Source organism: Vibrio sp. VB16 (assembly GCF_015594925.2).
GTDB lineage: Bacteria > Pseudomonadota > Gammaproteobacteria > Enterobacterales > Vibrionaceae > Vibrio.
Genome location: NZ_CP087590.1, coordinates 691,484 through 716,931 on the forward strand (window position 1 = coordinate 691,484; position 25,448 = coordinate 716,931).

Below are 25,448 nucleotides of genomic sequence, written 5' to 3' on the forward strand. Positions count from 1 at the left end.
TTTACACTTAAAGCTGATTTTATGCAATTAATGCGTATTTTGTTGCTCGTTATATTCGTAGTATTTTTTGGCGTGCACTATATTACTCACAATATGGCGTATCACGACAGGTGTTTCGTAGCGGGAATATCAAGAAGTAACAAGAGTAACAAGGATAGTCATCTAAGAAGAGTAAAGAGTAACAAGGACAGTCATCTTATGAAAAATAGTGTCGGTTTACATAAAACCCACTAATGCCTCGTAAAACAAAGTATCCCATGAGTGCCATAGCATTTATCCCGTTATATTAGGAGGGCATCTAATATGAAATGGAGGCAGCTATGACCACCGCTCGAAATCAACAAATTTGTATCGAAGCAACACCTTATTATCACTGCGTATCTCGGTGCGTTCGTCGCTCATATTTATGTGGATATGATAAGTTTTCGAATACAAACTATGAGCATAGAAGAGGGTGGATAGAAGCTCGTATCAAAACACTTAGTGCTATTTACTGTATTGATATCTGCGCCTATGCGGTGATGAGCAACCATTATCATTTAGTTGTTTATATTAATAAGGGTAAGTTGGATTTACTGACTGATTCGGAAGTTATCGAACGTTGGGCTCTATTACACTTAAAACCTGTCATCATACAGCGATTCTTAGCCAGTCAATTAAAGAGTAAAGCTGAACTCAAGGTCGCTTTCGATATTATCGAACAATGGCGAGAACGCTTGTACAGCTTGAGTTGGTTTATGCGTGAGTTGAATTTTGAGATAGCGTTAAAGGCGAATAAAGAGGACAACTGCAAAGGGCATTTTTGGGAAAGCCGTTACAAAAGCCAGGCCTTATTGGACGAAAAAGCGTTACTTTCGGCTATGGCGTATACCGACCTTAATCCAGTACGCGCTGGGATAGCGAAGACACCAGAATCGTCAGAGTATACCTCATTCAAAGACCGTGTAACTGCGCTCAATAACCAGCAATCAACCGCACCTAATTTGTTACCTTTTATTGGGAACCCAGCCAACGAGATGCTCTGTGGCATACCGTTTAGATTGATAGACTATATAGAATTGGTAGACTGGACAGGAAAAACATTGAGAGATGGTAAAGCTAACCTAAAGAGCCAATTGCCACCCATCTTAGAGCGGCTTAATCTGACCCAGAAGGATTGGTTAGCAGTTTGCACTCAACTGGAAAGAAAACGCGCTTTGTTAGTTGGTTGCAAAAAGAGTTTCTACAGCGCTTTACCTCAATTTAAACGAAGTCGGATACGAGGATATCAATTAAACTGACGAACGTTTCCCCTACATGAACGCAACAACCAGAAACAAACTAGACGCTCTGCCTCTCGTCTGTACTCATAGTGGTTTTACAATAGTAAAAGCTCGATTAAAACCGTAGAGATACGAACATTTCTTTCAAAACCAACTAATTTCACGGCATTTTTTGATTTGGGAAATTTGATTATTTTGCTTTTCTTATGGTGTGTGTCCTCATAGTCTTTTAATTTGATTATTTTACTTTTCTTATGATGTGTGTCCTCATAGTCTTATCTACCTCAATACGGCCAGTTTTTTCGTAATCAACGTAGCAAGTTCGAAGTTTGAACCAGAAAGTGAAGTGGCTATTCGTGTATCTTCAACCAGCTGTTCCATATTACTTTGTATGGTATGTGAATCTTGTAACTGCCGACGAACACTTTGAATCACCTCTTCAACAGACGACTGGCTTTCGCGTGATTTCGCCACTAAACCTTCCATATCCTCTACTGTTTTATCAGCAATTTCTGCGCTGAAATTAATCACATCAGAAACTTCTTTCTGTTTACCCATGATCTGTGCAGAGGTATCCATAATACTTTTCATTTCATGGCTAATACTGTCAGCAGAATGCGTCGCTGTTGTCGCTAGGGTTCTCACTTCATCGGCTACTACGGCAAAACCGCGTCCGTGTTCACCAGCTCTGGCCGCTTCAATAGCAGCATTAAGTGCTAACAGGTTTGTTTGGGATGCAATGCCCTTGATAGAACCCACCAATTGGTCAATATTTTGGTTGTTCTCTTCCAGTGAATTAAGCAGCTTAGTGAACTCACATATCTGAAGTTTTGAATCCTGAATTTGATTAAGCAGCTCGTGCATCTTATCGATGGAAAGAGTAGCGGTATCTGCGGTAATACTTGCAGATTCAAAAGAGGCATTTGAGAGAGTTTCAATACCACTCGACTGACTAATAAAGTGTCCTATAAGCTCAGAACTCTCGGTAATGGAATCCATTCGATTTGAGGCGGCTTTATTTACATTACGCGCATTGCCAACTATCTGCTCAGCGTGCGGTAGGGGGTTGTTTTTGAGTAACTGCTGATATTTTATTTCAATTGCTTCAAGCTGATGGATGCGTTCTTTTTCTACCAACACCTGATCCGGTTGAGGGGCTTTCTTAAATAAACGAATCATAATATCTCTTTATTTGATGGCAGTGTTGCTGATGGCTGCTTCATTGCATGGAGAGTTGCGGTCACACTGGCCTGAGTGGATACAAGAAAAGGAACAAAGTAGGTGATAATTATTTTTCCCAAACGGGCGGACTCTAGCTCGCCAGCGAAAATGGCATCGCCGTGGTTGATAAACATCAGTATGGTTCCGACAATCATAGCAACTTTAGTAGAGCGTTTCAGAATAGACGGCTGCTTGGCTGTGTTCAGGACATCTCTAATCGTGACTTTTTCACTCATGTTTGTACTCATAGTCGGGCTCTTTACTGTTTTGAGAAGTGGTATTGAATTACCCATATACAGTAATGGCTAATGCCAGTACGATGAATAGTCAATAGTGCATAAAAACAGCCCCAGAGTACAAAAATGGAAGCATTTTCGAGTTTGATACAGCAGCTTAAGCTGGATGTTGAGGTATACCATAATGCTCAAGTGTGCGGGAACTGGCTTATTAATAAGCAGGAATCCCGTAAAACCAGCTTTCATATGGTAACGAAAGGCCAGTGTCGGCTAGAGGTACCAAATCACCTTACAACGGAGCTTGCTCCCGGCGATTTGGTTATCTTTCCCCGCTTATTGCCGCATTCGTTACGCCCCATTAGCCCCGAAGGCGGCGAGCAACAGCATCTGCCATACAATGCAAAACCAAGCAGCCCCGCAACGGGTTTGTTATGTGCCAATGTCGAGTTCCAGCATTTTGGTAGCCACTTTGTGTTAGATGCTTTGCCTAGAGTATTTATAGTAAAGGCGAGCCATAACAGCCTGTGGAGCGATTCGTTAATGGCTATGATAATGCAAGAGGGTATGGAGTGGAGCATGGGCTCAGAGGCTGTAATGAGCCGCCTATCTGAGCTGTTGTTTATTTATGCTTTACGTCAGTACTTAGAGGAAAATCCAGAGAAGGTTGGTATTTTGGCACTTTATACTCACCCGCGGCTCGCTAAAGCGTTGGCTGCTATTCATGAAAAACCAGACACAGACTGGTCACTGGAAGGGCTGGCAAAGCAGGTGGCTATGTCACGAACTAAGTTGGCACAAAACTTCAAGCAGATCAGTGGCTGGACGGTAATGGAATATATAACGTGGTGGCGGATGCAACTGGCATGGAGCCAGCTAGACAGAGGCGCCAGCGTTGCTCTGGTGGCTGAAGTGGTTGGTTATCGATCTGAAGCTGCTTTCAGCCGAGCTTTTAAGAAGCGCTTTGGTATTACACCGGGTAAGGTTCGGAGTAAGCTCTCTGTGTAAACTCTTCATTCACAGTCATATTCAAAACCCTAGCAGAAACGCTAAGGTATTCTCGTTTCAGTAACCGCGCCGACGTTATCTTTACCCACTTATTTAAGAAGGTCGAGTAGGCGTGTTTACGGGATCACGATAATAACGCAACGTATTATTGATAGAAAACAGGGTAAGAGAGGTGATCAATATATAAACTGTATAAAACCATTGCTGCTGCGTATTGATTATGATGAAAATAGTTTACAAACTTCTCTTTGTGTTGGTATGTGTCGCGTTACAAATTGCCCCGGCAAATGCTGAGTATTGTACAGATAGTAATTGGGACAGAGCCCAAAAACTCTATAAAAAAGTCGAAGATCGCTACAATGTTCAAGTCAACGAGTTTAATGAACAGGTTTATATTTACAATTCATTCGACTTTATATATTCCCAAATTCCAGAAAGCACCACTAATGAGAAGTTATATCGACAACTACAAACAAAAAAATATGTCGCAGAGTCGAATAGTAATGCTTTGGAGGTAATTCGGATAAAGCTAATAGAAATTAGAAGAACCACGGTGAAATCAAAAAATATGTGGAGTAAATTAGCTGAGTATTGTTACGACGAAGACCGATATGATGATTATAAATCGGGTCGAGATAATATGAGAATTTCTATTGGTATGAAAGAGGACATTGACGACTTCAATGAGAAAATTCAAAGGTTCAAAAAGAAATATAACAGAGAGATCACTTCTATTCAGAGTGTTGTTTTTGTTGAACAACAAGTTGGAAGTGAACTTACTTGCAATGAAGCATGGCAAAAAACGAATCACATTGAAAAGACTGATGACTCCTTTAGTTATTTCCAAAATTTTCTTGAGTCAGAGCATCATTCTAATAGTCGTCACTCGTTAAACCTTCGTCCAATATCGGCGGCAAAATCTGAATATTTCGATGTAAACAATGCCGAGAAGGCGGAGTACGTTAGTAAGCTAGGCGATGCCCTTAACCTTTTAATTGCTGGCTTTACTAAAATTATAGATGGTGAGTCTAATCACTTGAATCTAGGGCCCAATACTTCAGCGACAATAATAGAAGAACTTTATCAACAAAATCGTGATGATTTTCCTCTTGAGCTTACTCATGATCTTTTACGTGGTGGAGTAGAACTGAACCCGACGCAAGTTAGCGCTGCCAGAGAGTTTTCGATACAAGCTCGAAATGAGTTGATGGAATTTAAGAAAACATTTCTTGTTATTCTCGATAGAGACGCTGACAAAAATAAACGAGTGTATTTTCAATATGGTGAGTCGTGTACTCCAGGTGTCAAAGCGCAAAACAAAGCCACGGTTATAGATGGCCTGTCTTTATCATTTACCTATGTATGTGCAGAAGATGCTGCATTTCAAATGACCTACTTATATGCTATTCCAGATACCCAAGAAGCTATGGGTAAGTTAGTCACTACTTTTAAAAAGAAAGTTTGGGTGGATGCGCAATTATTAGGGATTCAATCCGATTATCTTGTCAAGTTTTGGGCGAATGGATTTACTCGTACCTGGAATGGACTATAGCGCTTTTCTTATGGTGTGTGCCCTCATTGTTTTAGCTAAAAAGGAACTGAACTCGCGTCTATAAGGTAATCCAAAATCTGAGCATTTATATAGCTAAATTTTCTTAATTATTTTCTTAGCATTCTCAAAAATTGAGTCTGAGATGTGTTCAGGAAAATCCTTTGGTAGATTAGCTTTTACTTGTAAGATCGCTTTAGGTAGCGCATCTTTCATTTCATCCATTATCTTTTGCATCTTGTCTTGATTAAAGTTTACAGCTTTCGCCGTATCTAAAAAGTGACGAGGTAAGATTTTATTCACCTCATACTTTTTGCCTTTCGTCGCTTTTAGTCCCATAGCTAGTTTTAACTTTCTAATATTGAGCCCTTTGCCCCCTAAGAGTGGGTAAGCTGATAAAATATCGTAGAACGGAGTTAGGCTATAGCTACCACCTTTATCAATGTAGATAGAGAAGTTTTTAGCGTGTCCGTCTGTAGCGCCTATAATCCATTGAAACACTTGGAATCTCATGAAGTTATACCGATCTTCTAGGGCATTGCTTGAGCCCATTAGTAACGCCATGATCTGGGCGATGCTAGGGCCACCCTGAGATTCGTATTTGATTGATGATGGCATGCCAAACACCTGGCAAATATCTTCTTGAGGAAGGCGAATCAAACCTGACTTGTCTTTCGTCCAGCGTCGGTCAAATCGTTCTACTGCTAGAGCTTTAAGGCTATCTGTTTCGATTATACTAACGTTGGGAACTATAAACCCCAGAGCTCTGGCTAGCTCAATGCAAAGGTATTCGTTCTCTACACTGTCTTTGAGATCCAGTGTTGCATTGGCCTGTTGTATCTCACCAATTGGCAGTTTGATAATATGGGTTGTTGGCGTGTTTCCTTTCGGTATACACCATTGTCCGTCTACGAACAGGAGCGCAGTTTTCTCTTGAGCACCTGCTACCGATATTCTAAAGTCTTCTTCTTCTTCAAGCATCCCGAGTGGAATATCTGACTTATATCCAGAGAGCACGGCTTCTAGCTTCTTATCATCCAATACTTCATAGTTGAGTGGTTCTTTTTTGTAGGGAAGCTCGGGTGGAAGCAATGTAATTGCACCTACGCTATCCTTACCAACTTCTTTAAGGAGGTCGAAGGGTTGTTTGGATGAAGTTTTGTACCTAGAAACGATCCTATCTCTGACCTGTGGGCTATCTGGCAAGAGGTTATCAAAATAGTTTATAACGGCATCTGAAGTTATTGGGGGCAATTGAAGCTTTAAAGATAATGATAATGGGCGAGTCTTAACGTTATTTACCCAGCTCTTATCATATTGAAAAGTATGGGCTCCATTCTTACGTTTCTCCAAAGCACCAACAAGTTCACCATTCATGTATGCTATTAGCTTTTGCATTACCAACTCTCATCATTTTCATCTAGCGAAGCCACCAGAGTTTTTTCTTGAATGCTAAGTGTCAGATCCATTGCTTGAATAAGCTTAAAGAAGGTCGAAAGTGTTGTTTTGTTGGGGTTGTTCTCAAAGTTTGAGATGGTTGCTTGCTTTATACCAACCTTTTTCGCCAGCTCTGATTGAGTCCAGCCGTTCTTTTGGCGTATCAGGAGCATCATGTCTGCTAGCTGTTTTGGACTATATATCATTTGTTTCAGCCTTCGATAAGTTGAAGTATCCCCTAGTGGGTATATAAGGTAGCATATCCTCACAAGGGGGTAAAGGTTCGTATATCCCCACTAAGGTATAATCTCACTAACATACAAATGCCTATAATATTTAGGGCGTGTAGGTTGTTCAGGTAATGTGGCTTGTCATCATTGATTTATGGTTGTTACATGCAATAAAAAGGCCACCCGAAGGTGGCCTTTCCAATGCATTGGTGGAGCTGCCAAAAATTGAACCCAGTGACACGATAATCTAGATAAAAGCCTTGCCCTGACTGCTCTGTGGGCTATTTTAATGATCCGTTCAATGTCGTAAAAATCGTGACACCTACTCGTAATTCATTATTTCATAGCGTAGCCGCTACTTGATTGTTATTGCAATTAAAATACGCTAAATCTGTGGGAGTCTTCAAGTAAAAGTTGGACGCCGGTTCAACTCCCTATTACGAAATGCGGACGCCAGTTCAACTCCTTATTAAATCAACTTATCATAAATATCATGTTAACTAATAGTGTGAAAATAGTGAGAGCTAACTAATAAAAAGCAAAGATCTTTAGTGAGTACTAACTACTAACTAGTTGATAAAAAAGAAATTGATCTATTTTTAATCTGAGCTATTTTTGTTAAGTAATAAGATTAAGGTGAGCGATTGATGAAAAAATTTCCTGAAAGTGGTTTTGATTATCATGCAAGGTTACTTCTCGCTGATGGCTCTACTGATCTTCTTGGTCGGGTTATTTCAAATAGGAAGAAACTTGCAGTCAAAACTTATAATTTTCAGACACAAAAAATCGAATCTCAGTTGATAGAAGGTTGGTATAGGATGCCGGTTGAAGAGAATTGGTTACACGTATTATTTAGAGGAGGAAGAAATGGTCGAAGTGGTTTTAAGTGTTTATCTTCCCAAAAATTGTTTGATGGAATAAATGAAAAAACTGTCATTGAATTAGATCTAGGTGATACAGTTTCGCGCATAGAAAAAACGTATTATACAGATCTACAACATCAAATTATTTTAGGTGGAATATTGGGTGATAGTAGCTTACGTTTTGAAAAAAGCCCTAGAGGTCACGTGAGGTTTGCTCATGGTTATAAACAAGCCGAGTACATGAAGTATAAGGCGGAGTTGCTTAATTTAGATGTAAAACTTCGACCTAATGGCGTTACCTACGCAGATTCAGAGAGATGTGAAGAATTTTCTAGATATAGCGATATTTCAAAGCATAAAGCAATACTAGATTTGCCATTGAAATATATTGAGCTATTAACCCCCATATGCATCGCTATTTGGTACATGGATGATGGACATCATGTGAGAGCAAAAAAATATGGAGCAGGGGGATGTTCTATTGCGGCAAAAAAATTAACCAAAAAAAACCTGACTTTGATTGCTGACAAGATCGACGAGCTAGGTTTAGGTAGAGCCAATGTAAGAGAGGGGGTAGGGCTATTTTTTTATGGGAAAGAGTCGATTCTGTTTCAAGAAGGGATTTCATTATATGTCCCGGATTGTATGGAATATAAAATTAGCCCATGGTATCGAAAAACTGAAGATGATTTTTCCTGTGAAATAATTGCACCGATAGAAACTTTATACCCTTGCGAGCTTATTCATCGGTGGGCTACAGTTCCGCCCAGAGATAACCGTTACAAATACTCCTTAAAAACACGCAATAATAATTGTTTCTTGAGTGGAGTTTTGGTGCATTTATCAGGATAAGAAAAATAGTTTTGCTAGCTAGAATAACTATACATGAACGATGTTATTAGCCTGTGTTTAACAAGGTGTGCAGCTATTCTAAAGCTTACAACTTAAGACTTTGTCACCATTTGAGTTCATTGCAGACAATGTCAATTTGCCACCCAATGCCTGTATATATCGGCTAAGCACTGAAACGGTAATATCTAATCCTGAGTGCTCAATTTGCTCGAAATCGTCTTGAGTCAGCGTCGACTCAGCAAGTAGCTGTTCCTTGGTTTTTCCGCTGTGCTCCATCAATTTCATTAGCTGTATGCTAAACAACATATGGGATGTTTTTGATTCACATAATTTCAACTCTTCTTCTGAAAAAAGTTTATCAAGCTCAGAGAGTGGTCGACTTTTTGACATGACTGCACCTTTTAAGATAAAAATGAATAACAGACCAATCTAGAAGCAATTGGCTAAGGTATTAGTATAGTACTAAGTATTAACCTATTTGAGAACACGCTGAACAGTTGATGGATTACATTCTACTTCTGTGGCTATTTTTCGTATGGAAAGACCTGCTTCTCTAAGTTCTAGGATCTTACTGTTTCGAATGCTATTTGGTGTCCGTCCTTTGTATTTTCCATTCGATACAGCCTTTGCAATCCCTTCGGCTTGTCGTTCTCGAATAATAGAGCGTTCGAATTGAGCTACAGCACCAAGCATGTTCAGCATCAGCTCAGCTATGGGAGTGCTTTCTCCTGAGGTGAAGTTTAGTCCCTCTTTGTGGAAGCGCACGGTAACACCGCCACTGTTCCAATCCGTAACAAGCTTTCTCAAATCGTCCAGAGAGCGTGCTAGACGGTCGATAGAATGAACATGAACAATATCGCCTTCTCGTGCGTACTCGATCAATCTGGCAAGCTCAGGACGATCTGTGCTACCTCCACTTGCTTTGTCTTCAAAGACCTTATCAAAACCTATTTTGCAATCGGCTAATTGTCGGTCTGTGTTTTGCTCAACGCTGCTTACTCTGATGTACGCTAGTTCGGCCATGTTGCCCTCTCTGTATGCTTTTGACTCTAGACAGTAGTCATACTAGCGTGTGCAAAAAGGGAAATCGGGTCTAATGCACACAGGATATGGGGTCTGTCACAAGTATGCTTTAGAGTGTACTTAAATGCGTACGAGAGTCGGGAGAGAATTCGGAAGATTTTGGACTAATCGAACAGAATATAAGATGTTTTTGGTGAGTAAAAAACAGCGTTTGGTGGAATAAAAAGTAAATGCCAATTATTCCTTTAATTTCATATTGATATCGATTTCTAACGCTGTTTAAACGCTATGCTAATGCTATGTAAAAATGAGGGTTTCACCTAAGGGCATATGTCAATATGCACCTTATTTTTATTTTGTAGGCAGTTTAGATAAATGTGACGGAATGCTGATAAATTCAAACTGCCTCTCTAACTATCCCTGCTTCACTGTTGAAAATGCTCATTCAAACCGGAATCTAGTTCTTACTGTCGATAAATTGAGAATCTACCATGCTTGAAAAAGAGCCTGAACCATTAAAAAGTGACAAAGAAGAAGCGGGAATAGATGTGGCGCACTTTGACCATGAAGGCGCTTCAGTTTCCATGGTGGAAGGAAAGGTTGAGCCCATGCTAGCCAAGGGATTACGTATGATGGCGTTGAATGGCTCTACGTACCGAACTATTACCTCAAATAGACCTACTATAGATACTCCTTTAATAGACCCTAAGAAGGGTAATGGACAGCATAAGATTAAAGATACGTTTGGTAAGAAAGCGTATCAACACAATGATGCCTTAACTACTGCCTTTATCCTTCTTAAAGAGAAAGGTGCTGCGACAAGAAAGGATGCTTTATTCATTACAGTGACATTGGACGATGAAACCAACCTGAAGCTAAGAAAGCAAGACAAGGACGTTAATAAAGAAACGATGATACGCACGGTCTCTAGATGGTTTAGAGCTTATAATTACATGACAGACGCTATTGTAGTGATAGAAGAGTGTCCGGTATCCGTTGTAAAGCATGAGAACGATACCTACCGTCGTTTGCATCTGCATATCGTTACTACGTTGAACGAAAATGAGCGTCGGATGGCTGAGGTTGGGTTATTGAAAGATAAGTGTCAGCAAATACAAGTTAAAGACACTTGGCTTCATAGAAGGCCATACACGAGTGATGATGAATGGGAAGAAGAAGACTTTGGTCCCATCCCTATCGATTCGATTGATCCAGGTGCTGAGTATTGGTTGAATGCGTTTGTAGAAGAGAAGGTTAGTAGAGCGACCGGTGAGGTTTATAAAGAAGTCTGCCGTGAGTTTCCGGTTTGTTTACGTGGAGTTGATTACATGTCCAAGGGGATTCAAAAATCGATTGGTCGGGGGAATAACTATACATTAATAGGGCTAGAAGGTTACAGAGAACGACGCTCAGAGTTGTCTCGTCTTGCGCGTGAGTTGTTAGCTGAATAATGACAAAGCAGCTCCTGATGATGTTCAGGGGCTAATGCTATATACGGAAGTCCTAGAGATAAGTGTAAGGTCTATATGATGTTCACACTGAGTAAGTCTGCTTTTGAGTTTGCCCTTATACTTAGCCAAATTTATTGAATAAAAATTCTTAACTAGAACATTAAGCCTTGGTATAACTAGTCGTTCATAAGCAACGTGTATTGACTGCCGAGTAATGACCTCTAATCGAGCGTAGCATTGTGGTATCGTTTTATAGCATTAAAACAGCAATTGCGATTCGTAGGTGTCATTTAATGCAATGTTGTTGTGAAAGCGAAGCTAGGGTTGTAGGTTGAACGTTTGCAAATGGTGAGTATCGAGAAGTTGGCTAAGAAAGTTCTGCCTCAAAACCATTTAGAACATTTGTTCCACATATTTGATACCTCCAAATTTAGGTAAACTTTTCTAATGTGTGGGAGCAGCTATGTCAGCCCTTTTACCTACTCATGCGTACAGTTTGTCGGATTTATGTGGTCGTAAAGCATGAAAATAGCTTGTTTTACCGAGAGAACTGGCTCGTTTTGTCGGTAGAAGAATTGATAATCAATTGGTAATCAAAAGGTTTGCGTTACTCATCCCTAAGATAACGCGATTTTTTAAAAAGTGATAACACGCCATCTTGTTTTAATGTGATAGCAGAATGCGAAATACGATGTTTATGCTTTATTTTTTAGAGGGTTATGGTAGCTTGGCGGAAAGTTACGCAGGCAGAAAAACGAGACTTCTTGTTATTAAGAATGTTAGCACTCATTGGGAGTAATTAAGTACGTGTTTACAAAAAAAGAAATTAAAAAGTTTGTTGAAAAAGCCGCAAACCATTGGCTATTTCCTGATTTTACAAACAAATTAACGTGGTTTGTTGCATCTCTTGGTGGCGTGATTTTGGCAACGCCCACCCCGTTGAAAGAAATTGTGTATAACTTCTTAGTTGATACGATCAACCTTAATAGTGGAGAGCACTACTCACTTGCAGAGCTTCAATCTGGTTCAGTCGATCCAGTGGTTGGGCTTGGTTTAATAGTATTTGCACTTGCTCATAATTTGGCAAATAAGTTTTTAACTTGTAAGTCTCAGGAGTTTGCATCAAAAGATAAGCAAAAACTCAGGCAAGTCGATGTAGAGTTGTTTAACCGCTTTCTCGTTGACTTTCCATCAGATGGTTATTCTGTACCATTTCTAAAAGACCATGACCTTGGTGGTTCATACCACAATAATAGTCTCAACGACATCAATAAGTTTGTAAATGAATGGGATAACGTTGAGTGTCATTTTTTAAATGGTGAGCTTGAAGAGAAGAGAGCTGAACTGTGGAGTAAGTGTCACGCTTTTGTTTACCTACTTGCGTCTCGTTCATATAGTTTAAATAGCAGCTCGATGTTTTCATGTGTACCTGATGCATACAGGGGAGCTTGGGACTATCCGAAACACGTAGATGAACAACTTTCAGAGCTCAATGAGAAAGCCGCGGAATGTTATCAGTTGCATCAAGCATTCGTTCTTTTTGCACGTCGAGAGTTAAAGTGCTAACAAATTGCTTAAGAGTGACAGCTAACCTTTGGCATATTTGATTTGGTCGGCTTTAGTGTCTACGGGGCTTTGCTTGGTCTATGTAGGGGGTAGCTGCACTTTAGCAAGGCGTTACTTTTCCATACGCGAGCTAATCCGTTACATCCTAATTCAGTAATATAACTGACTCGGTTTTGTCCATAGACGAGTTGTATGAGAAGTACGGCTAAGAAGTTTATGCCCCTTTGTTGCTTAGATCTTTTACTCACTCACACCCTATTAATGGGCTTTTTCCCTACTAAAAATTATCCGAGTGCAACAAATCAAAAAGTTATGACTCACGTTGCAACTTAACTTATCTCTTTTTCGCTAAGCTATTGATTTAAAGTTGAAGGCTTAAAAGAAAAACCGCATTATATTTCCATGAAGTACGGCTAATCGGCGTATAGAAAGCGTTATAAGCCCAACCAAGTCCGAGGAAATATGGATACTATAAGACTAAGTAAATTTGATGCGGCTGAACGTCAGTTTCGTCAGGCAATTCGACTTTTCTTTGATGAAGGCGATGAGGTATCTGTTCATACGCTTGTTGAGGCTGCTAATCAAGTTTTCAGTGATTTAGGTAAGAAACAAGGTATTAAAGGTCCAATTAGGGAAAGTGATTGGATTAAACCTGAAAAGAAAAAAGAATGGCGAAATCACGTATTTAAAAGTAGAAATTTTTTCAAGCATGCAGCCAAAGATATTGACGACATTTTAGAGTTTAAAGTGTTATTTAATCACCTGTCGATACTTGAAGGGCTGTATATGTATCATCAGTTTAAAGGTAAATGGGTACCAGAAACGATGTGCTACTACTTCTGGTTTGCAGATCGATACCCTGAACTTCTGGTCAAGGAAGATCCGTTTAATACTGAAGTACTGTCAGTTTTTGAATCAAAGCGATTCTCATCTCCAGTAGAACTGTCGTTAATGAACGACCTAATTAAGTCTATGTATAGCGGTGGTCATACCGTAAGCTATATCACTACAGAAATGGGCTTATAAAAAGCGTTTAAGACGAATTCGCAACGCTTGGAATCTTGGTTTTGATTCAGCTTTAGTGTTTACGGCACAATGGTTTAGGCAAGGTGGTAATATTGCTCACAACTTAATTGGGAGTTGATATGCGAACGAGAGAGTTAATGAAGAAAGTAGTTTTAGATAACAATGTATATGATGAGCTTCATCAAGACATAAGAAAGCTAAATTCACTTGTGTCACTTGTAAATAAAAAACAAATTGAAGTCTTAATGCCTATTGCTATAGAACGAGAGTTACAGAAAAGCCCTTATCGTAAAGAGCCTGCGGATCTAATGGTTCGTCGAGTTCATAATAGTGCTTTTGTTGCGGATATCTCACCTACTGATGTGTCTAGAGTTGGTAGTGGTAAGTTCTATACACAGCATTTGGGGAATTCGAAGGCTAAAAACGCGATTGACGCTTTAATTGCAGACTTAGCAGCTCTTGAAGCTGACTATATTGTAACTAATGACAAAAGGTTTACTCGTCGATTTGATGAACTAGATACAAAGTGTAAGTGCATGAAGTTATTGGAACTATTCAACCAGTTCCAATAACAATTTTCTTAAGAGTGATTCGCAATGCATGGCGTTTTCAGTTTACTTTGGGTTAAGTGTCTATGTCACAATGGTTTAGGTAGGGTGGTAGGCGCTGATTGATCCGCTCCGGTGGCACTGGACACTCCCATAAACGATTTTTTCCATACTTTGAATAATTCATGAGTAGCTAAATTAGCAATCATGCTAAAACGGAATTGTCCAAATATGAGTTGTAAAATAGTCAGTTCTTAAGCTTATAGAGTCAATAGCTTTGATATGGTTATGACATCTAGTATTTACACTCAAAACGCGCTGTGTATAGCGTACAGCGCGTTTTAGATACTATCTATTCACTACTTTCTCTCTAAGAAACGTGTATACGAAATACCGCTTAAATCCACGCCAAAGTCCATTGCATCCATGGCTTGTTTCATTAAACCAAACCGCTCCTTAAGTGACATCAACGAAATACGCTCGTGGTGGTTGTAAGTCATCTTAGTTACGTCGTTCCAGTTGTCTGCGGCAATCCCATACTTGGTAAAGTCACCTTTGTGGCCAACGATGTTCTTGAGCAGATCTAACGCCAGTCGCTCGTCAGAGTTCAGTAACTTGGTATCCCGCATTAAGGTAATAAAGCCATGACGAAAACTATGGAACTTGAGCGTCTCCTTGTCCGATGGATTCTCTACACCACACTTGAACATATACCCTTCGATACGCGGGCTACCGTCTGTTAATTTACCGTTGCGATTCCGATTGAAAAACTGGCCGATACGATTGCTGTATTCCCCACCTTTGGTATTGAGATCCGGAAACAGGCTCACTGTCATGTCACCGTCATGCTTGTCCAATATCGATTGTCGATAGTGCAGCAGTCCTGCATCCAATAGTCGTTGTGGGATAGGGAAGGTGCGGGTTCCGGCCTTTGTCTTACTGGTCATGACTTTAATACACCACAAGCCTTGCTGTTCAACAAAGCTGTTGATGCGCAAAGACCCAATCTCTTCAGAACGCATACCGGTAGTAAGCGCAATAAAGGGTATCCAGAACTGCCAATCTCGGCCGTTATCTCTTGGCGCTTTGATGTCGCCGTACAGGTAGCCATCAATGAACAGCTTCTGGAGATCATGAGGCATGAAGTTAACGACTTCTGTTTTCGTATCTAATGTGCGCTTTTTTGATACCGTGAGCATCGGAACAAAGTTCTGCTTTATATAGTGTTCATTATGCGCCCATGTTAGAAACATACGCACATGCTTAAAGTGCGTATCAATACCAGGGCCGGAGAGGGTTTTACCATCCCACTCTTCGATGGTTTTCGTAAACCATTTAGGGCGTGAGGATAGAGCAGACGGCTTGTTGAATCCTTGTTTCTCAAAGTTTGCAGGGATGGCATGCATCATGTCGCGGTAATGACGAACATGATCCGCATTAAGGGCATTGATTGCGACACCGTAACCAACGATATCTAGAAATCGCATCAGATTGGTATGACGCGCTTCTTTAGAGTGTTTACCGTTCGTACTATGAGAGTGCTCGTAGGCCAAGAACTTCTCTACATAAGCGAGCAGTGTCTGGTTCTTACTGACACGCTTTCTGGTGCGAGTTTTGGCTTTGGGTGCAGTTGTTACTGTTGAAACGACTTCGTCTTCTGGTCGTGCTCTCGTCGCGTCTGGTGATACGTTTGAGATCACTGCGTCTTCAATCAATGTTTCGCGAGATGCGACAGATGAACCACTGATTGGTGCTGTTGTGTTCATCATCACTTTTGTCGATTTCAACGCCCCTTTGAGACGTTGGTTACTGCTACGCATACGGTCAGCGTGCTCCGACAATTCTTTGTTGGTGTTATTGACACGCAATAACTCACGACGCGCTTCAAAGAGTTTTTCATCTTGTTTTTCCATCAACTCTCGAAGTTGGTTGGTCTTTCTCCAGTGCGCTACCTTTAACTTCATCGTGCTCACGTCAGTGTTTCCTTTCATTACGAATTCATGCAATGACCAACGAAATGCACGCGCACACGGATACAAAATCATGTATCGCTCTTGGGCAATCGCAAAATCTTTGGTCTCTAATGAAAGGGAAATTTCCTGTGGAGCGTTAGAAATGGAACGAACGATATGTGTAAAAATGAGGCGAAAGTAGTAAACGCCGTGTCGATTCTTCTTGATGTGGGGAAATCTGTGCATGATCGTGACACTCAATCGTGACACTTGCGTTCAATTCCCTAAAATGAAAAAAGGCTTAATCTCTAGTGAAATCAAGCCTTTATCATGATTGGTGGAGCTGGCGGGAGTTGAACCCGCGTCCGAAAATCATTCATCATTGGTACTACATGCTTAGTCGATCTTTAAATTCACCAACTACCTGCGAACCGACACGCTAGTAACTGACTATCCTGAATTAGTATTCGCCCTTTTCCTCTCAGGAGGGAAAATCCGGGCTAGCTAGTTTGGGTTTGATCCCTTGTTGTTCCCCGTCTTACAAGCGGAAGCTAGGGCAAGAGAGCTCTTGGCAGGTTATTAAGCTGCTAGTGCGTAGTTTTCGTCGTTTGCGACTATTTTTTTGCGGCTTTTTAACGTGGCAAACCGCACCACGGCATGCACCTCAGACTTCAGAATTCCCGTCGAATCCTGGATCAGCCCCAAGTGGTTCACGTGCATAGTAACAGAAAAGTACGCACTGTCTAGTTTCCAGTGGTTAAGTGTCGAATGTTTGTTCGTATTTCAGATTGACGCAGTCGGTCTGCCTGTATATGTGGGCTAAATATTCAACACTGTGTAGCACTTATTGTTCAAGTATTTGATAAATACTTGAAAGTTGAAGCAGATAATCAATACTGGACGTATAGATAACCATTGGTTAGCTGAAAAATTGATAACAGAAGGAAAGGAATAAATGAGTAATGTAAAATGGTGTCGTTTTCGCTCCTTATTCACAACGCTTATGTCTTTGCAGCAGGTATTTAATACTGGGCTCGTTGCTATACTTATAGTGCTCACTACTCTTTTTTCTTTGCCATCTTATGCGCAGCAAACGCCAAGCATTACGGTTGTGGGAAATGGCCCTTTAGTGCCTCAATCGGCACGGCAATCCATTCCGATCAGTTACATGAATATGAACGTCGTTGATATTGAAATTCTGAAAGTGACCGACCCTAATGAGTTATTACAAAACTATTACCTGCTTGATCGTCTCTCCGCATGGGAATTGCGAGAAGTTCAGCATGCGTATAGCAGCGTATTTTCCGATCGTTATGAGTTACCAAAAGCAGAACAAGATGTATTAACTTCCGCAAGGCTCCCTATTCCCCATACACTCTCATCCGGGTGGTATCTGGTGGTCGTCAAAGCGCCAGGTGACTATAGTAACCTTCAAGTAAAACATATGTTGCTTACCGATATTGGCATACAAGCAAGACTCAATCAGCATGAAGGTACATTGAGTGTGACTCGTCTATCAACTGGAGAAGCAGTCGAAGGCGCCGATGTTGGTCTAATGCAAGCCGGTGAATGGATAGAATCAAAACAGACGGACGAGAAAGGGCTCGTTCACTTTTCGAAAGAGATCATCGATACCGATATGGTGATTGTTTCTAAAGGCGAAGAGTATTCAATGCTGCCTATGCGAGAGGTGCCGCTTGACCTTTCTGAGTTCGATATTGGTGGTCGCCAATACAGAGATTACGAAGCCTATTTATACAGTAACCGAGATCTTGTTAAACCGGGTGAGAGCCTACCGATAAATATCTTATTAAGAGATAGTGACGGGCGAGTGGTTTCGTCTGAAGAGCGCGTGGATCAACTGTTTTTAACCGTCATTGACCCAGAAAAAAATGCGTTATTGCAGCAAGCATTACTATCCACGTTTTCTGGTTATTATACTTATAATCTCCAAACATCAACCAATTGGCAAATGGGTAGGTATACCGTAGAGGTGCGTATAGACCCAAGTGATCCTAAGCCTATTAGCCAATACCATTTTCAACTAGAAGAATTTGTGCCAGAGAGAATGGATTTGCTTGTCTCTGATTTCGCGCCATTTGTTGTAGCTGGGCAGAGTAACTCTGTGAACTTAGAAGGTCGTTATCTGTTTGGAACCCCAGCGGCCGGTAATGTATTGAAAACAGAAATAACGTATCAGCCGGTACAACATTTTAACGGCAAATACCGCGATTTTTATGTAGGGAAGCGCTTTAGCCTCGACCATTATTATCAAGAGCTTGATGATAACAAACTGTCAGACCAAGGTACGTTAACGGTTGATCTGCCAACACCAAAGCAATATACCTTGAAAGGGCCCGTTGAAGTTGAAGTGAATTTTGCTTTACAAGAGTCGGGTGGGGCCGCAATACAGAGAAAAGTGCGCTTTACCACATGGCGAGATGGCCTTATCCCTGCGATTAAACCTGCCTCAGATTCTTTCGCTTATCAAAGTGAAGCTGAGTTTGAAATTGCTTTGCTTGCTGCCGATGGGCAGAGCCTTAGAGAGGGAAGGGTAGAGGTAAGCTTAGAGTACAACCAAGGGCCGTATTACTGGGTGTATGAAGAGGGCAGCGGTTGGAGCCGTGAAGAACAGCAAGAATGGGTAAACATTTCTAAGAAAACACTAGAGTTGGCACAAGAAGCACAGAAAGTGAATTATGGTGTGGAGTGGGGAGACTACCGGTTAAAAGTGGTCGAACTGGCTCAAGGTACTGAATCGATATATCCCTTTTACGCGGGTTGGTATCAGGGTCATCGCCAGATTAAAATGAAACCGGGTCATCTCAATATCACTACGGATAAACGTGTATATAGTAAAGGCGATGGGTATTCAAACGTCACGGTTAATAGTCCAATGGCCGGTTCGTTACTGCTCACCCTTGAAGGCGATACGATGCTGTGGTCGCAGCGGGTTCAGGTTAAAAAAGGCGATGTGAAAATAAAAGTGCCGTTAGTAGATATTGAAGGTCGGCCACTTGAGCGACACGATATTTTTCTTACGGCTACGTTAACCGGAATCTCTGGAGAAATACCTAAGCGCTACCTTGGTATTGTGCCTTTAAAGTTAGATCGTAATCAGCGAGAAATAGCCCTTTCTATTGATCTGCCAGAGCGCATAGAGCCGATGAAAAAGCTCTCAATCCCTATCGAAGCGACAAATTTATCCATTGATACTCTAAGTGATACATGGGTAACTGTCTCGTTGGTTGATAAAGGCATCACCAACCTTACTCGGTTTATGCCAACCGACCCGTACCATTACTTTTTTGACCAGCGTCGATACAGTGCTGATATTGTGGATCTTTATTCAAGGCTATACGAGTTAAGGCCAGATCCCTTTGCTCAATCTCGTTTTGGTAGCGATCTCAATAAAAGATTAGAGAATAGTAATGACGATTTAGTCGATAGTAAAACCATTGTATTAATGTCTCAGCCCCACAAACTTGTCGGCGGCAAAGTTGTTATTGAGCTAGACATCCCCGACTATAACGGCGAGGCTCAAGTCGTGGTGACGGCGTTTAACGATGAACAAGTTGGACAACTGGTTCAAGATAACACCATTAGTATGCCTGTGGTTGCCGAGCTGAGTGTTCCTCGCTTTGTGGTACCGGGTGATATCACGACAACAACTATCGATATTTTCAATAACAGTGGCAAAGATAAAACGTTTACGTTGGCGCTTGAGGCAAGCGAAAATGTAAGTGAAGCCACTCCGTCGTATATCACCTCCTTGTTTTCGGACGGTTCGTTATTTAAGAAAAAACTCCGCTTAGAGAACGGTGAACGATGGAGCCAAAATGTCGCCTTTATTCTTGATTCTGACAATTTAACAGAGAGAGCGATACTGCAACTCAAGGTGAGCGATTCATCACAATCAACGAATATAGATCGGCAGTGGAGTATACCGATTCGTGCCGCTATGCCTTGGGTGAGTCAGGCGAAATCAGTGATGTTATCTGCCAATCAATCGTACCGTGTGCCGGCCTCTTTATGGAATGGTATGTCCGTTGTCCAAGGTCTAAGTGGGGAAGTTCATATCAGTGCGAAACCCATATTAAGCGTGACAGAACATGCTAAAGGGCTATTACGTTACCCTTATGGTTGCGCGGAACAAACAACGAGTAAAGCATGGCCATTTTTACTTGATCACCCTGAGCTGAAAACCCTTCAAAATAGCGCATTACAGCAGCAATCGAACTCGGTTAATAAAGTGGGTGATAAGCGAGAGCTCATTGCCGATGCGATTAGGCGTTTGAAGAATATGCAAAAAGAAAACGGGGGATTTGGGCTGTGGGATCGCTACGGGCCTGAAGAGTATTGGCTTACTCTTTACATCACCGAGTTTTTGACAGAAGCCGAGCGTCTTTACCCTAATATTGCGCCACAAGGGATGTTAGAAGATGCCTACAGACGTATTCAACAATACCTTAATGATGACGATGATGAGTCGAACTTACTTTCCAAAGTTTATGCTGCGTATCTACTGAGTGAGCAAGGGTTAATCAGCTATAGCGATATAAACTACGGGCACAATACGAGTGTATATAACACCGAGCTATCTCGTCTTCAGCTCATTGCTACTTTCAATAATGTAGGGGCGACGAATACCGCCAAACTTGAATTAGAAAGTGTCAGAGCGTCGCGAAATAACACTCTCTATTATAATGATTATGGTTCCGATATTAGAGACTTATCCTTAGCGATATTGCTGCTAAATAACATCGCTAAAAATGAGGAATTAAGGAGTCTAGCACTCGCGCTTCAGGCGGACTACATTGAAGAAGTTGCCGCGAGTTCTGCAGAAAAGAACTGGTTAAGCACCCAAGAGCGTGCGGCGTTATTAAGAGCTGCAGTGCTTACAGAACAAGAAAACAGCAGCCAGCTATTATCCGTTTCAATTGATGAAAAAGTACAACAAAAAAGCGGTAAAATCAGCCAGATGCTTGACGAAAATATGGAAATAACTAATCAGGGTGAAGATCCTATCTATCTTAAGGTGTTGGCTCAAGGTTATATGCAAAACATCAAGTTTATAGAACCAGATCATTCGTTCAATACCATCAAGGTAACGCAAAGTGACAAAGTGAACAGAAGTTGGCGAGTGAATGACAATTTGGTTGATGATGCTGATTCTGATTCAGATAAACCGTTTCACAAGGTAGTGAATATAGGCGATAGAGTTACGGTCAACCTTTGGTTAACGCTAGATGAAACCATCAATAATGCGTTGATAGTGGACCGAATCCCCGCTGGTTTTGTGTTAGAGAACCCAAACCTTGGACAAGGTATTGCTATTTTCGAAGAGGATGAACAAGAGCGACATAGCGATAGTCTTCATACTGAATATAGGCACGACCGATTTGTTGTCTCTACGCATTTAATTAAAGGGAAACAGTATCGATATGCCTACACCATGCGAGCTGAAGTGCAGGGGGAATACACCGTGCCACCTATTTATATCGAATCTATGTACCAACCAGAGAAACATTATATAGGTGGGCGAGCCGCTTCCATTTCGCACCAGCAGCACAGAGTCAGCATTAAGGTGTCGCAATAGGATATGCCACGTTTACGGCACCTATATTACGGCTTGGTTATTGGCCTAGTGTTATTTACCGTCATGGTGAGAATGTTGAACCAACGGTATCCGTTGCCAGAGTTATATCCCAACGGCCATTCAACGGTGGTGACTTCTCGACATGGTGAGGTACTGCGGTCATTTGCTAACCGAGAAGGTATACACAGTTATCAAGTATCCTCCGATCATGTGGATCGGTTTTACCTTGATGCTTTGCTAAATTACGAAGACCGCTGGTTTTACTATCATCCAGGTGTTAATCCATTGTCACTTATTAGAGCGACATGGCAATGGATTGACAATGGATATGTTGTCTCTGGCGGTTCAACCATTACCATGCAGGTCGCGCGACTCATCGACCCTCATTCGCGTTCTATTTTGGGGAAAATAAAGCAGGTATGGCGAGCCTTTCAAATAGAGTGGCGCTATAGCAAAGAAGAGATACTTAATTACTATCTTAACCTAGCGCCGTTTGGAGGAAATATTCAAGGTGTAGAGGCAGCATCGCTACGCTATTTCAATAAATCGGCAAGAAAGCTCACCAAAAACGAAGCGGCTCTTTTGGTCGTATTACCACAACGTCCTTCCCTAAACCGACCAGACAAATACGCTGAGCGCGCTAAAGCAATGAGAAATAAAGTGCTTGCGCGCCTGACTAAAAATGGCCTTATATCGGAAAAGGAATTTCAACTATTAGCGAAAGAATCGGTAGAGGTAAAGGAAGATGTGTTGCCTTTACTTGCGCCTTTGCTAAGCAGGAAGTTGCAAAGAGAAAACCCAAAAAGTACCGTGATCACGACAACCATAGACTATGAACTTCAACAAAAAGTGACCAAGTTAATGTCACGTTTAAAGCATAGCCTACCAAGAAAAACATCATCGGCGGTTGTGATTGTAAACAATAAGAACGCAGAGATTATTGCCTATCAAGGTTCGGTGGACTTTACCGACCAGCAACGATTCGCACACGTAGATATGGTACAAGCCATTCGTTCACCGGGCTCAACACTCAAACCTTTTATCTACGGCCTCGCGTTAGACCTTGGCATTATTCACAGTGAGAGCTTACTTAGTGATATCCCATCGTCGTTTTCTGGCTATAAACCGAACAATTTAAGTGGCGAATTTATTGGTGCTGTGAGTGTAAGTAATGCACTAAAACTTTCTCTTAATGTTCCGGCGATTCAAGTGTTCAACCGTGTTACTCCAGAAGTGTTTGATGAAAGACTGGCTCAAGCTGGTATTCACCTTAGGCATAAGAAAGCGAACCTGAGTGTTGGCCTTGGCGGCACAGGGACCAACTTAATGGTCTTAGCGAGCTTGTACCGTTCGTTAGCCAATCATGGGCAAGTGAATGATTTGAGATTGATGAAGGGTCAGCCATTGAGTATTTCAAAACCATTACTCAGTGATGCAAGCAGTTGGATTATCTTTGATACGTTAAGTGACCTCAGCGCTCCGGATAGAGTGGTGCCAAGCGCGAGAAGAAAAATAGCATGGAAAACAGGAACCAGTTACGGTTATCGCGACTTTTGGTCTGTAGGGGTTAGCTCTGATTACACCGTGGCGGTATGGGTTGGGCGACCTGATGCTAGCCCGTTAGTTGGCTATCTCGGAGCCACTCAAGCGGCACCAATAATGTTTGATGTGTTTGATTTATTACCAAGGGATAGAAGCAAGATTAAACAACCCGCTTTAGTGAGTAAGGTGCTAACTTGCTGGCCAGGTGGACGGTCTTTTGCCAGTAATTTGAATGGGTCTTGTCTAAGAAAGACGCAAAGTTTAACCATAGATCGTTTAACACCACCTAGTATGCAGACTAATGGAAGTTTTGTTATAGGTGATCGGTGGCCAGAAGCGCTGAATACATGGCAAAAGCAGCACTCAATACTCGTAGATAGCGTTCAACAAGCTAAAATTGCCATTACCAGCCTGCGAACGGGTCAACATTATTATCAATCGCAATTGGAGTCTTTGCCGTTAACCGTAAACAGTGAAAGGAAAGAGGTTCGGTGGTTTGTTAACCATCAACCGTATTTTAAGAATAAACTCGTTCTTGCTGAGTATAAGAACGAGGTTAAAATAAGTGCATGTGTGAACATGATTTGCGATCAAAAAATCATTCACGTGCATGAATAAAAATAGAGTGCCGCTCTTGGAGAGTGGTACTCTATTTCACGTCAAAACGAGAATGGTTAACGCAGCTTGCTCTTCATAATCCGAGCTTTATCGCGTGCCCAATCTTTTTCTCTCATATCAGTGCGTTTATCGTGAAGTTTTTTACCCTTCGCCACACCAACTTTGATTTTGACCCAAGAACGCGACCAATAGAGTGTTAACGCGGCAAGTGTCATGCCTTCTCTGTTGATTCGTCCAAACAGGTTGTCCAGCTCTTTCCTAGAAAGCAAAAGTTTGCGGACACGAGTCGGGTTAGCAACAACATGCGTTGATGCCTGATTTAAAGGGGTAATGGTCATTCCGCTGATAAAGGCTTCGCCGTCTCGCATAAAGACATAGCTTTCTGCGATATTAACTTTACCTTGACGGAGTGATTTTACTTCCCAGCCTTGAAGCTCCAAGCCAGCTTCTACTTCATCATCGATAAAGTATTCGTGGCGAACTTTCTTATTTTGAGCAATTGTATTGCTCGTAGTTTTGGATTTTGAATTTTTCTTTGCCATAATGGCGCTATTATACGGATTGACCCTCTATTGGGGAAACCTTATTTTTACTTTCCGCGTTGATAAATAATAATAATCCTTGTCGTTAGATGAGCAATAGATGTTACGAGAAAATTTATGCCACAAGTTAGACGCTCAGCACTAGTCTCTTTTAGTGCAAAGCAGATGTACGATCTCGTCAATGACGTAGACAGGTACCCAGAGTTTTTGCCCGGTTGCTCAGGCTCAAAAATACTTGAGAAGAGTGACGACGCAATGAAAGCATCGGTCGATGTATCGAAAGCCGGTATTAGTAAAACCTTTACTACTATTAACCGTTTAACCAAGGATACCGTCATTATGATGGAACTGGTCGATGGGCCATTTAAATCTTTAAAAGGTGGTTGGTATTTTACCATGCTAGATGAGTGCGCTTGTAAAGTAGAGCTTAAGCTGGATTTTGAGTTTTCTAGTCGTCTTATTGAAATCGCATTTGGTAAAATATTTAATGATTTAACGAATAATATGGTCAACTCTTTTACTCAAAGAGCCAAACAGGTTTATTAGTCGACCTAAAAAAGGAGATATCCCGAGTGATTCATGTAGAAGTGGTGTATGCCCTACCAGACGAACAGCGTGTGTTTACTCAACTAGTGAGTAAAGAGCTAACGGTAGAAGAGATAATAAATCATTCTGGAATATTGGAGCTGTATCCCGAGATCGATCTTAAGAAGAATAAAGTGGGCGTATATAGTCGCAATGTAAAACTGGATGCCACCGTTCGAGATAAGGACCGAATAGAGATCTACCGACCATTATTGGCCGACCCTAAAGAGATTCGGCGTAAAAGGGCTGAACAGGCAAAAGCGAAAGGTAATGCGGATACTGTGACCGGTGGTAAGCCAAATGAGTCTCGAAAAAAAGCAGTGTAAGCAAATCCTTCTAAC

General features: G+C 41.4%; 20 protein-coding genes and 1 other RNA gene. 12 read left to right on the forward strand and 9 right to left on the reverse strand.

Annotation, left to right across the window (positions count from 1 at the left end; all coding sequences use genetic code 11):
• Positions 1-320 precede the first annotated feature (320 nt).
• On the forward strand, positions 321-1,280 hold the full coding sequence (locus IUZ65_RS03395; protein WP_195702398.1) for a transposase: 960 nt from the start codon (positions 321-323) through the stop codon (positions 1,278-1,280).
• 261 nt (positions 1,281-1,541) lie between these two features.
• Here IUZ65_RS03395 and IUZ65_RS03400 read toward each other — a convergent pair whose 3' ends face one another.
• Together IUZ65_RS03400 and nrtS are read right to left on the reverse strand one after the other, a co-directional pair.
• Complete coding sequence (locus IUZ65_RS03400; protein WP_443083731.1) at positions 1,542-2,444, reverse strand: methyl-accepting chemotaxis protein; 903 nt, start codon at positions 2,442-2,444, stop codon at positions 1,542-1,544.
• The gene (gene nrtS, locus IUZ65_RS03405; protein ID WP_195702400.1) at positions 2,438-2,731 is read right to left on the reverse strand and encodes a nitrate/nitrite transporter NrtS; all 294 of its coding nucleotides are present in this window, start codon (positions 2,729-2,731) and stop codon (positions 2,438-2,440) included. The genes IUZ65_RS03400 and nrtS overlap by 7 nt, the downstream gene beginning before the upstream one ends.
• 114 nt (positions 2,732-2,845) lie before the next feature.
• Here nrtS and IUZ65_RS03410 point away from each other — a divergent pair, with 114 nt between their 5' ends.
• Together IUZ65_RS03410 and IUZ65_RS03415 are read left to right on the forward strand one after the other, a co-directional pair.
• Positions 2,846-3,724: an AraC family transcriptional regulator gene (locus IUZ65_RS03410; protein WP_195702401.1), complete on the forward strand. Its 879-nt coding sequence runs from the start codon at positions 2,846-2,848 to the stop codon at positions 3,722-3,724.
• Between the two features lie 220 nt (positions 3,725-3,944).
• Complete coding sequence (locus IUZ65_RS03415; RefSeq protein WP_195702402.1) at positions 3,945-5,276, forward strand: hypothetical protein; 1,332 nt, start codon at positions 3,945-3,947, stop codon at positions 5,274-5,276.
• 93 nt (positions 5,277-5,369) lie between these two features.
• Here IUZ65_RS03415 and IUZ65_RS03420 read toward each other — a convergent pair whose 3' ends face one another.
• Both IUZ65_RS03420 and hipB read right to left on the reverse strand, forming a co-directional pair.
• Positions 5,370-6,671 carry a type II toxin-antitoxin system HipA family toxin gene (locus tag IUZ65_RS03420; protein WP_195702403.1) on the reverse strand — a complete coding sequence of 434 codons (1,302 nt, stop codon included), beginning with the start codon at positions 6,669-6,671 and terminating at the stop codon, positions 5,370-5,372.
• Positions 6,671-6,916, reverse strand: a complete 246-nt coding sequence (gene hipB / locus IUZ65_RS03425) for a type II toxin-antitoxin system antitoxin HipB (RefSeq protein ID WP_195702404.1) — start codon at positions 6,914-6,916, stop codon at positions 6,671-6,673. Before hipB ends, IUZ65_RS03420 begins: the two co-directional genes overlap by 1 nt.
• 671 nt (positions 6,917-7,587) lie before the next feature.
• Here hipB and IUZ65_RS03430 point away from each other — a divergent pair.
• Positions 7,588-8,655 carry a hypothetical protein gene (locus tag IUZ65_RS03430; protein WP_195702405.1) on the forward strand — a complete coding sequence of 356 codons (1,068 nt, stop codon included), beginning with the start codon at positions 7,588-7,590 and terminating at the stop codon, positions 8,653-8,655.
• A 78-nt stretch (positions 8,656-8,733) separates the two neighbouring features.
• Here the strand turns inward: IUZ65_RS03430 and IUZ65_RS03435 are convergent, their stop codons facing one another.
• Together IUZ65_RS03435 and IUZ65_RS03440 are read right to left on the reverse strand one after the other, a co-directional pair.
• On the reverse strand, positions 8,734-9,045 hold the full coding sequence (locus IUZ65_RS03435; RefSeq protein WP_195702406.1) for a hypothetical protein: 312 nt from the start codon (positions 9,043-9,045) through the stop codon (positions 8,734-8,736).
• Positions 9,046-9,129: 84 nt separating this feature from the next.
• On the reverse strand, positions 9,130-9,678 hold the full coding sequence (locus IUZ65_RS03440) for a recombinase family protein (protein ID WP_195702407.1): 549 nt from the start codon (positions 9,676-9,678) through the stop codon (positions 9,130-9,132).
• Between the two features lie 491 nt (positions 9,679-10,169).
• Here IUZ65_RS03440 and IUZ65_RS03445 point away from each other — a divergent pair, with 491 nt between their 5' ends.
• The 4 genes from IUZ65_RS03445 (at position 10,170) to IUZ65_RS03460 (ending at position 14,293) form a co-directional block, all read left to right on the forward strand.
• Complete coding sequence (locus IUZ65_RS03445) at positions 10,170-11,129, forward strand: hypothetical protein (protein WP_195702408.1); 960 nt, start codon at positions 10,170-10,172, stop codon at positions 11,127-11,129.
• Between the two features lie 807 nt (positions 11,130-11,936).
• Positions 11,937-12,695 (forward strand): hypothetical protein, encoded by a 759-nt coding sequence (locus IUZ65_RS03450; RefSeq protein ID WP_195702409.1) that lies wholly within the window; start codon positions 11,937-11,939, stop codon positions 12,693-12,695.
• Positions 12,696-13,157: 462 nt separating this feature from the next.
• On the forward strand, positions 13,158-13,721 hold the full coding sequence (locus IUZ65_RS03455; protein ID WP_195702410.1) for a hypothetical protein: 564 nt from the start codon (positions 13,158-13,160) through the stop codon (positions 13,719-13,721).
• Between the two features lie 137 nt (positions 13,722-13,858).
• A complete protein-coding gene (locus IUZ65_RS03460) occupies positions 13,859-14,293 on the forward strand; it encodes a hypothetical protein (protein WP_195702411.1) in 435 nt (144 codons plus the stop codon).
• Positions 14,294-14,628: 335 nt separating this feature from the next.
• Here the strand turns inward: IUZ65_RS03460 and IUZ65_RS03465 are convergent, their stop codons facing one another.
• Positions 14,629-16,467 (reverse strand): hypothetical protein, encoded by a 1,839-nt coding sequence (locus IUZ65_RS03465; protein ID WP_195702412.1) that lies wholly within the window; start codon positions 16,465-16,467, stop codon positions 14,629-14,631.
• 89 nt (positions 16,468-16,556) lie between these two features.
• Positions 16,557-16,924: a transfer-messenger RNA gene (ssrA, locus tag IUZ65_RS03470) on the reverse strand.
• A 252-nt stretch (positions 16,925-17,176) separates the two neighbouring features.
• On the opposite strand from ssrA, the gene IUZ65_RS03475 reads away from it, so the two are divergent.
• On the forward strand, positions 17,177-21,820 hold the full coding sequence (locus IUZ65_RS03475) for an alpha-2-macroglobulin family protein (protein ID WP_195702413.1): 4,644 nt from the start codon (positions 17,177-17,179) through the stop codon (positions 21,818-21,820).
• Positions 21,821-21,823: 3 nt separating this feature from the next.
• Positions 21,824-23,980, forward strand: coding sequence for a penicillin-binding protein 1C (gene pbpC / locus IUZ65_RS03480; RefSeq protein WP_229637972.1), 2,157 nt, complete (start codon positions 21,824-21,826; stop codon positions 23,978-23,980).
• Between the two features lie 56 nt (positions 23,981-24,036).
• Here pbpC and smpB read toward each other — a convergent pair whose 3' ends face one another.
• Positions 24,037-24,522: an SsrA-binding protein SmpB gene (smpB, locus tag IUZ65_RS03485; RefSeq protein ID WP_195702414.1), complete on the reverse strand. Its 486-nt coding sequence runs from the start codon at positions 24,520-24,522 to the stop codon at positions 24,037-24,039.
• 117 nt (positions 24,523-24,639) lie between these two features.
• Here smpB and IUZ65_RS03490 point away from each other — a divergent pair, with 117 nt between their 5' ends.
• Entirely contained in the window at positions 24,640-25,068 is a 429-nt protein-coding gene (locus IUZ65_RS03490; RefSeq protein WP_195702415.1) for an SRPBCC family protein, read from the forward strand.
• Between the two features lie 17 nt (positions 25,069-25,085).
• Positions 25,086-25,433 (forward strand): RnfH family protein, encoded by a 348-nt coding sequence (locus IUZ65_RS03495; RefSeq protein ID WP_195704981.1) that lies wholly within the window; start codon positions 25,086-25,088, stop codon positions 25,431-25,433.
• Positions 25,434-25,448 lie beyond the last annotated feature (15 nt).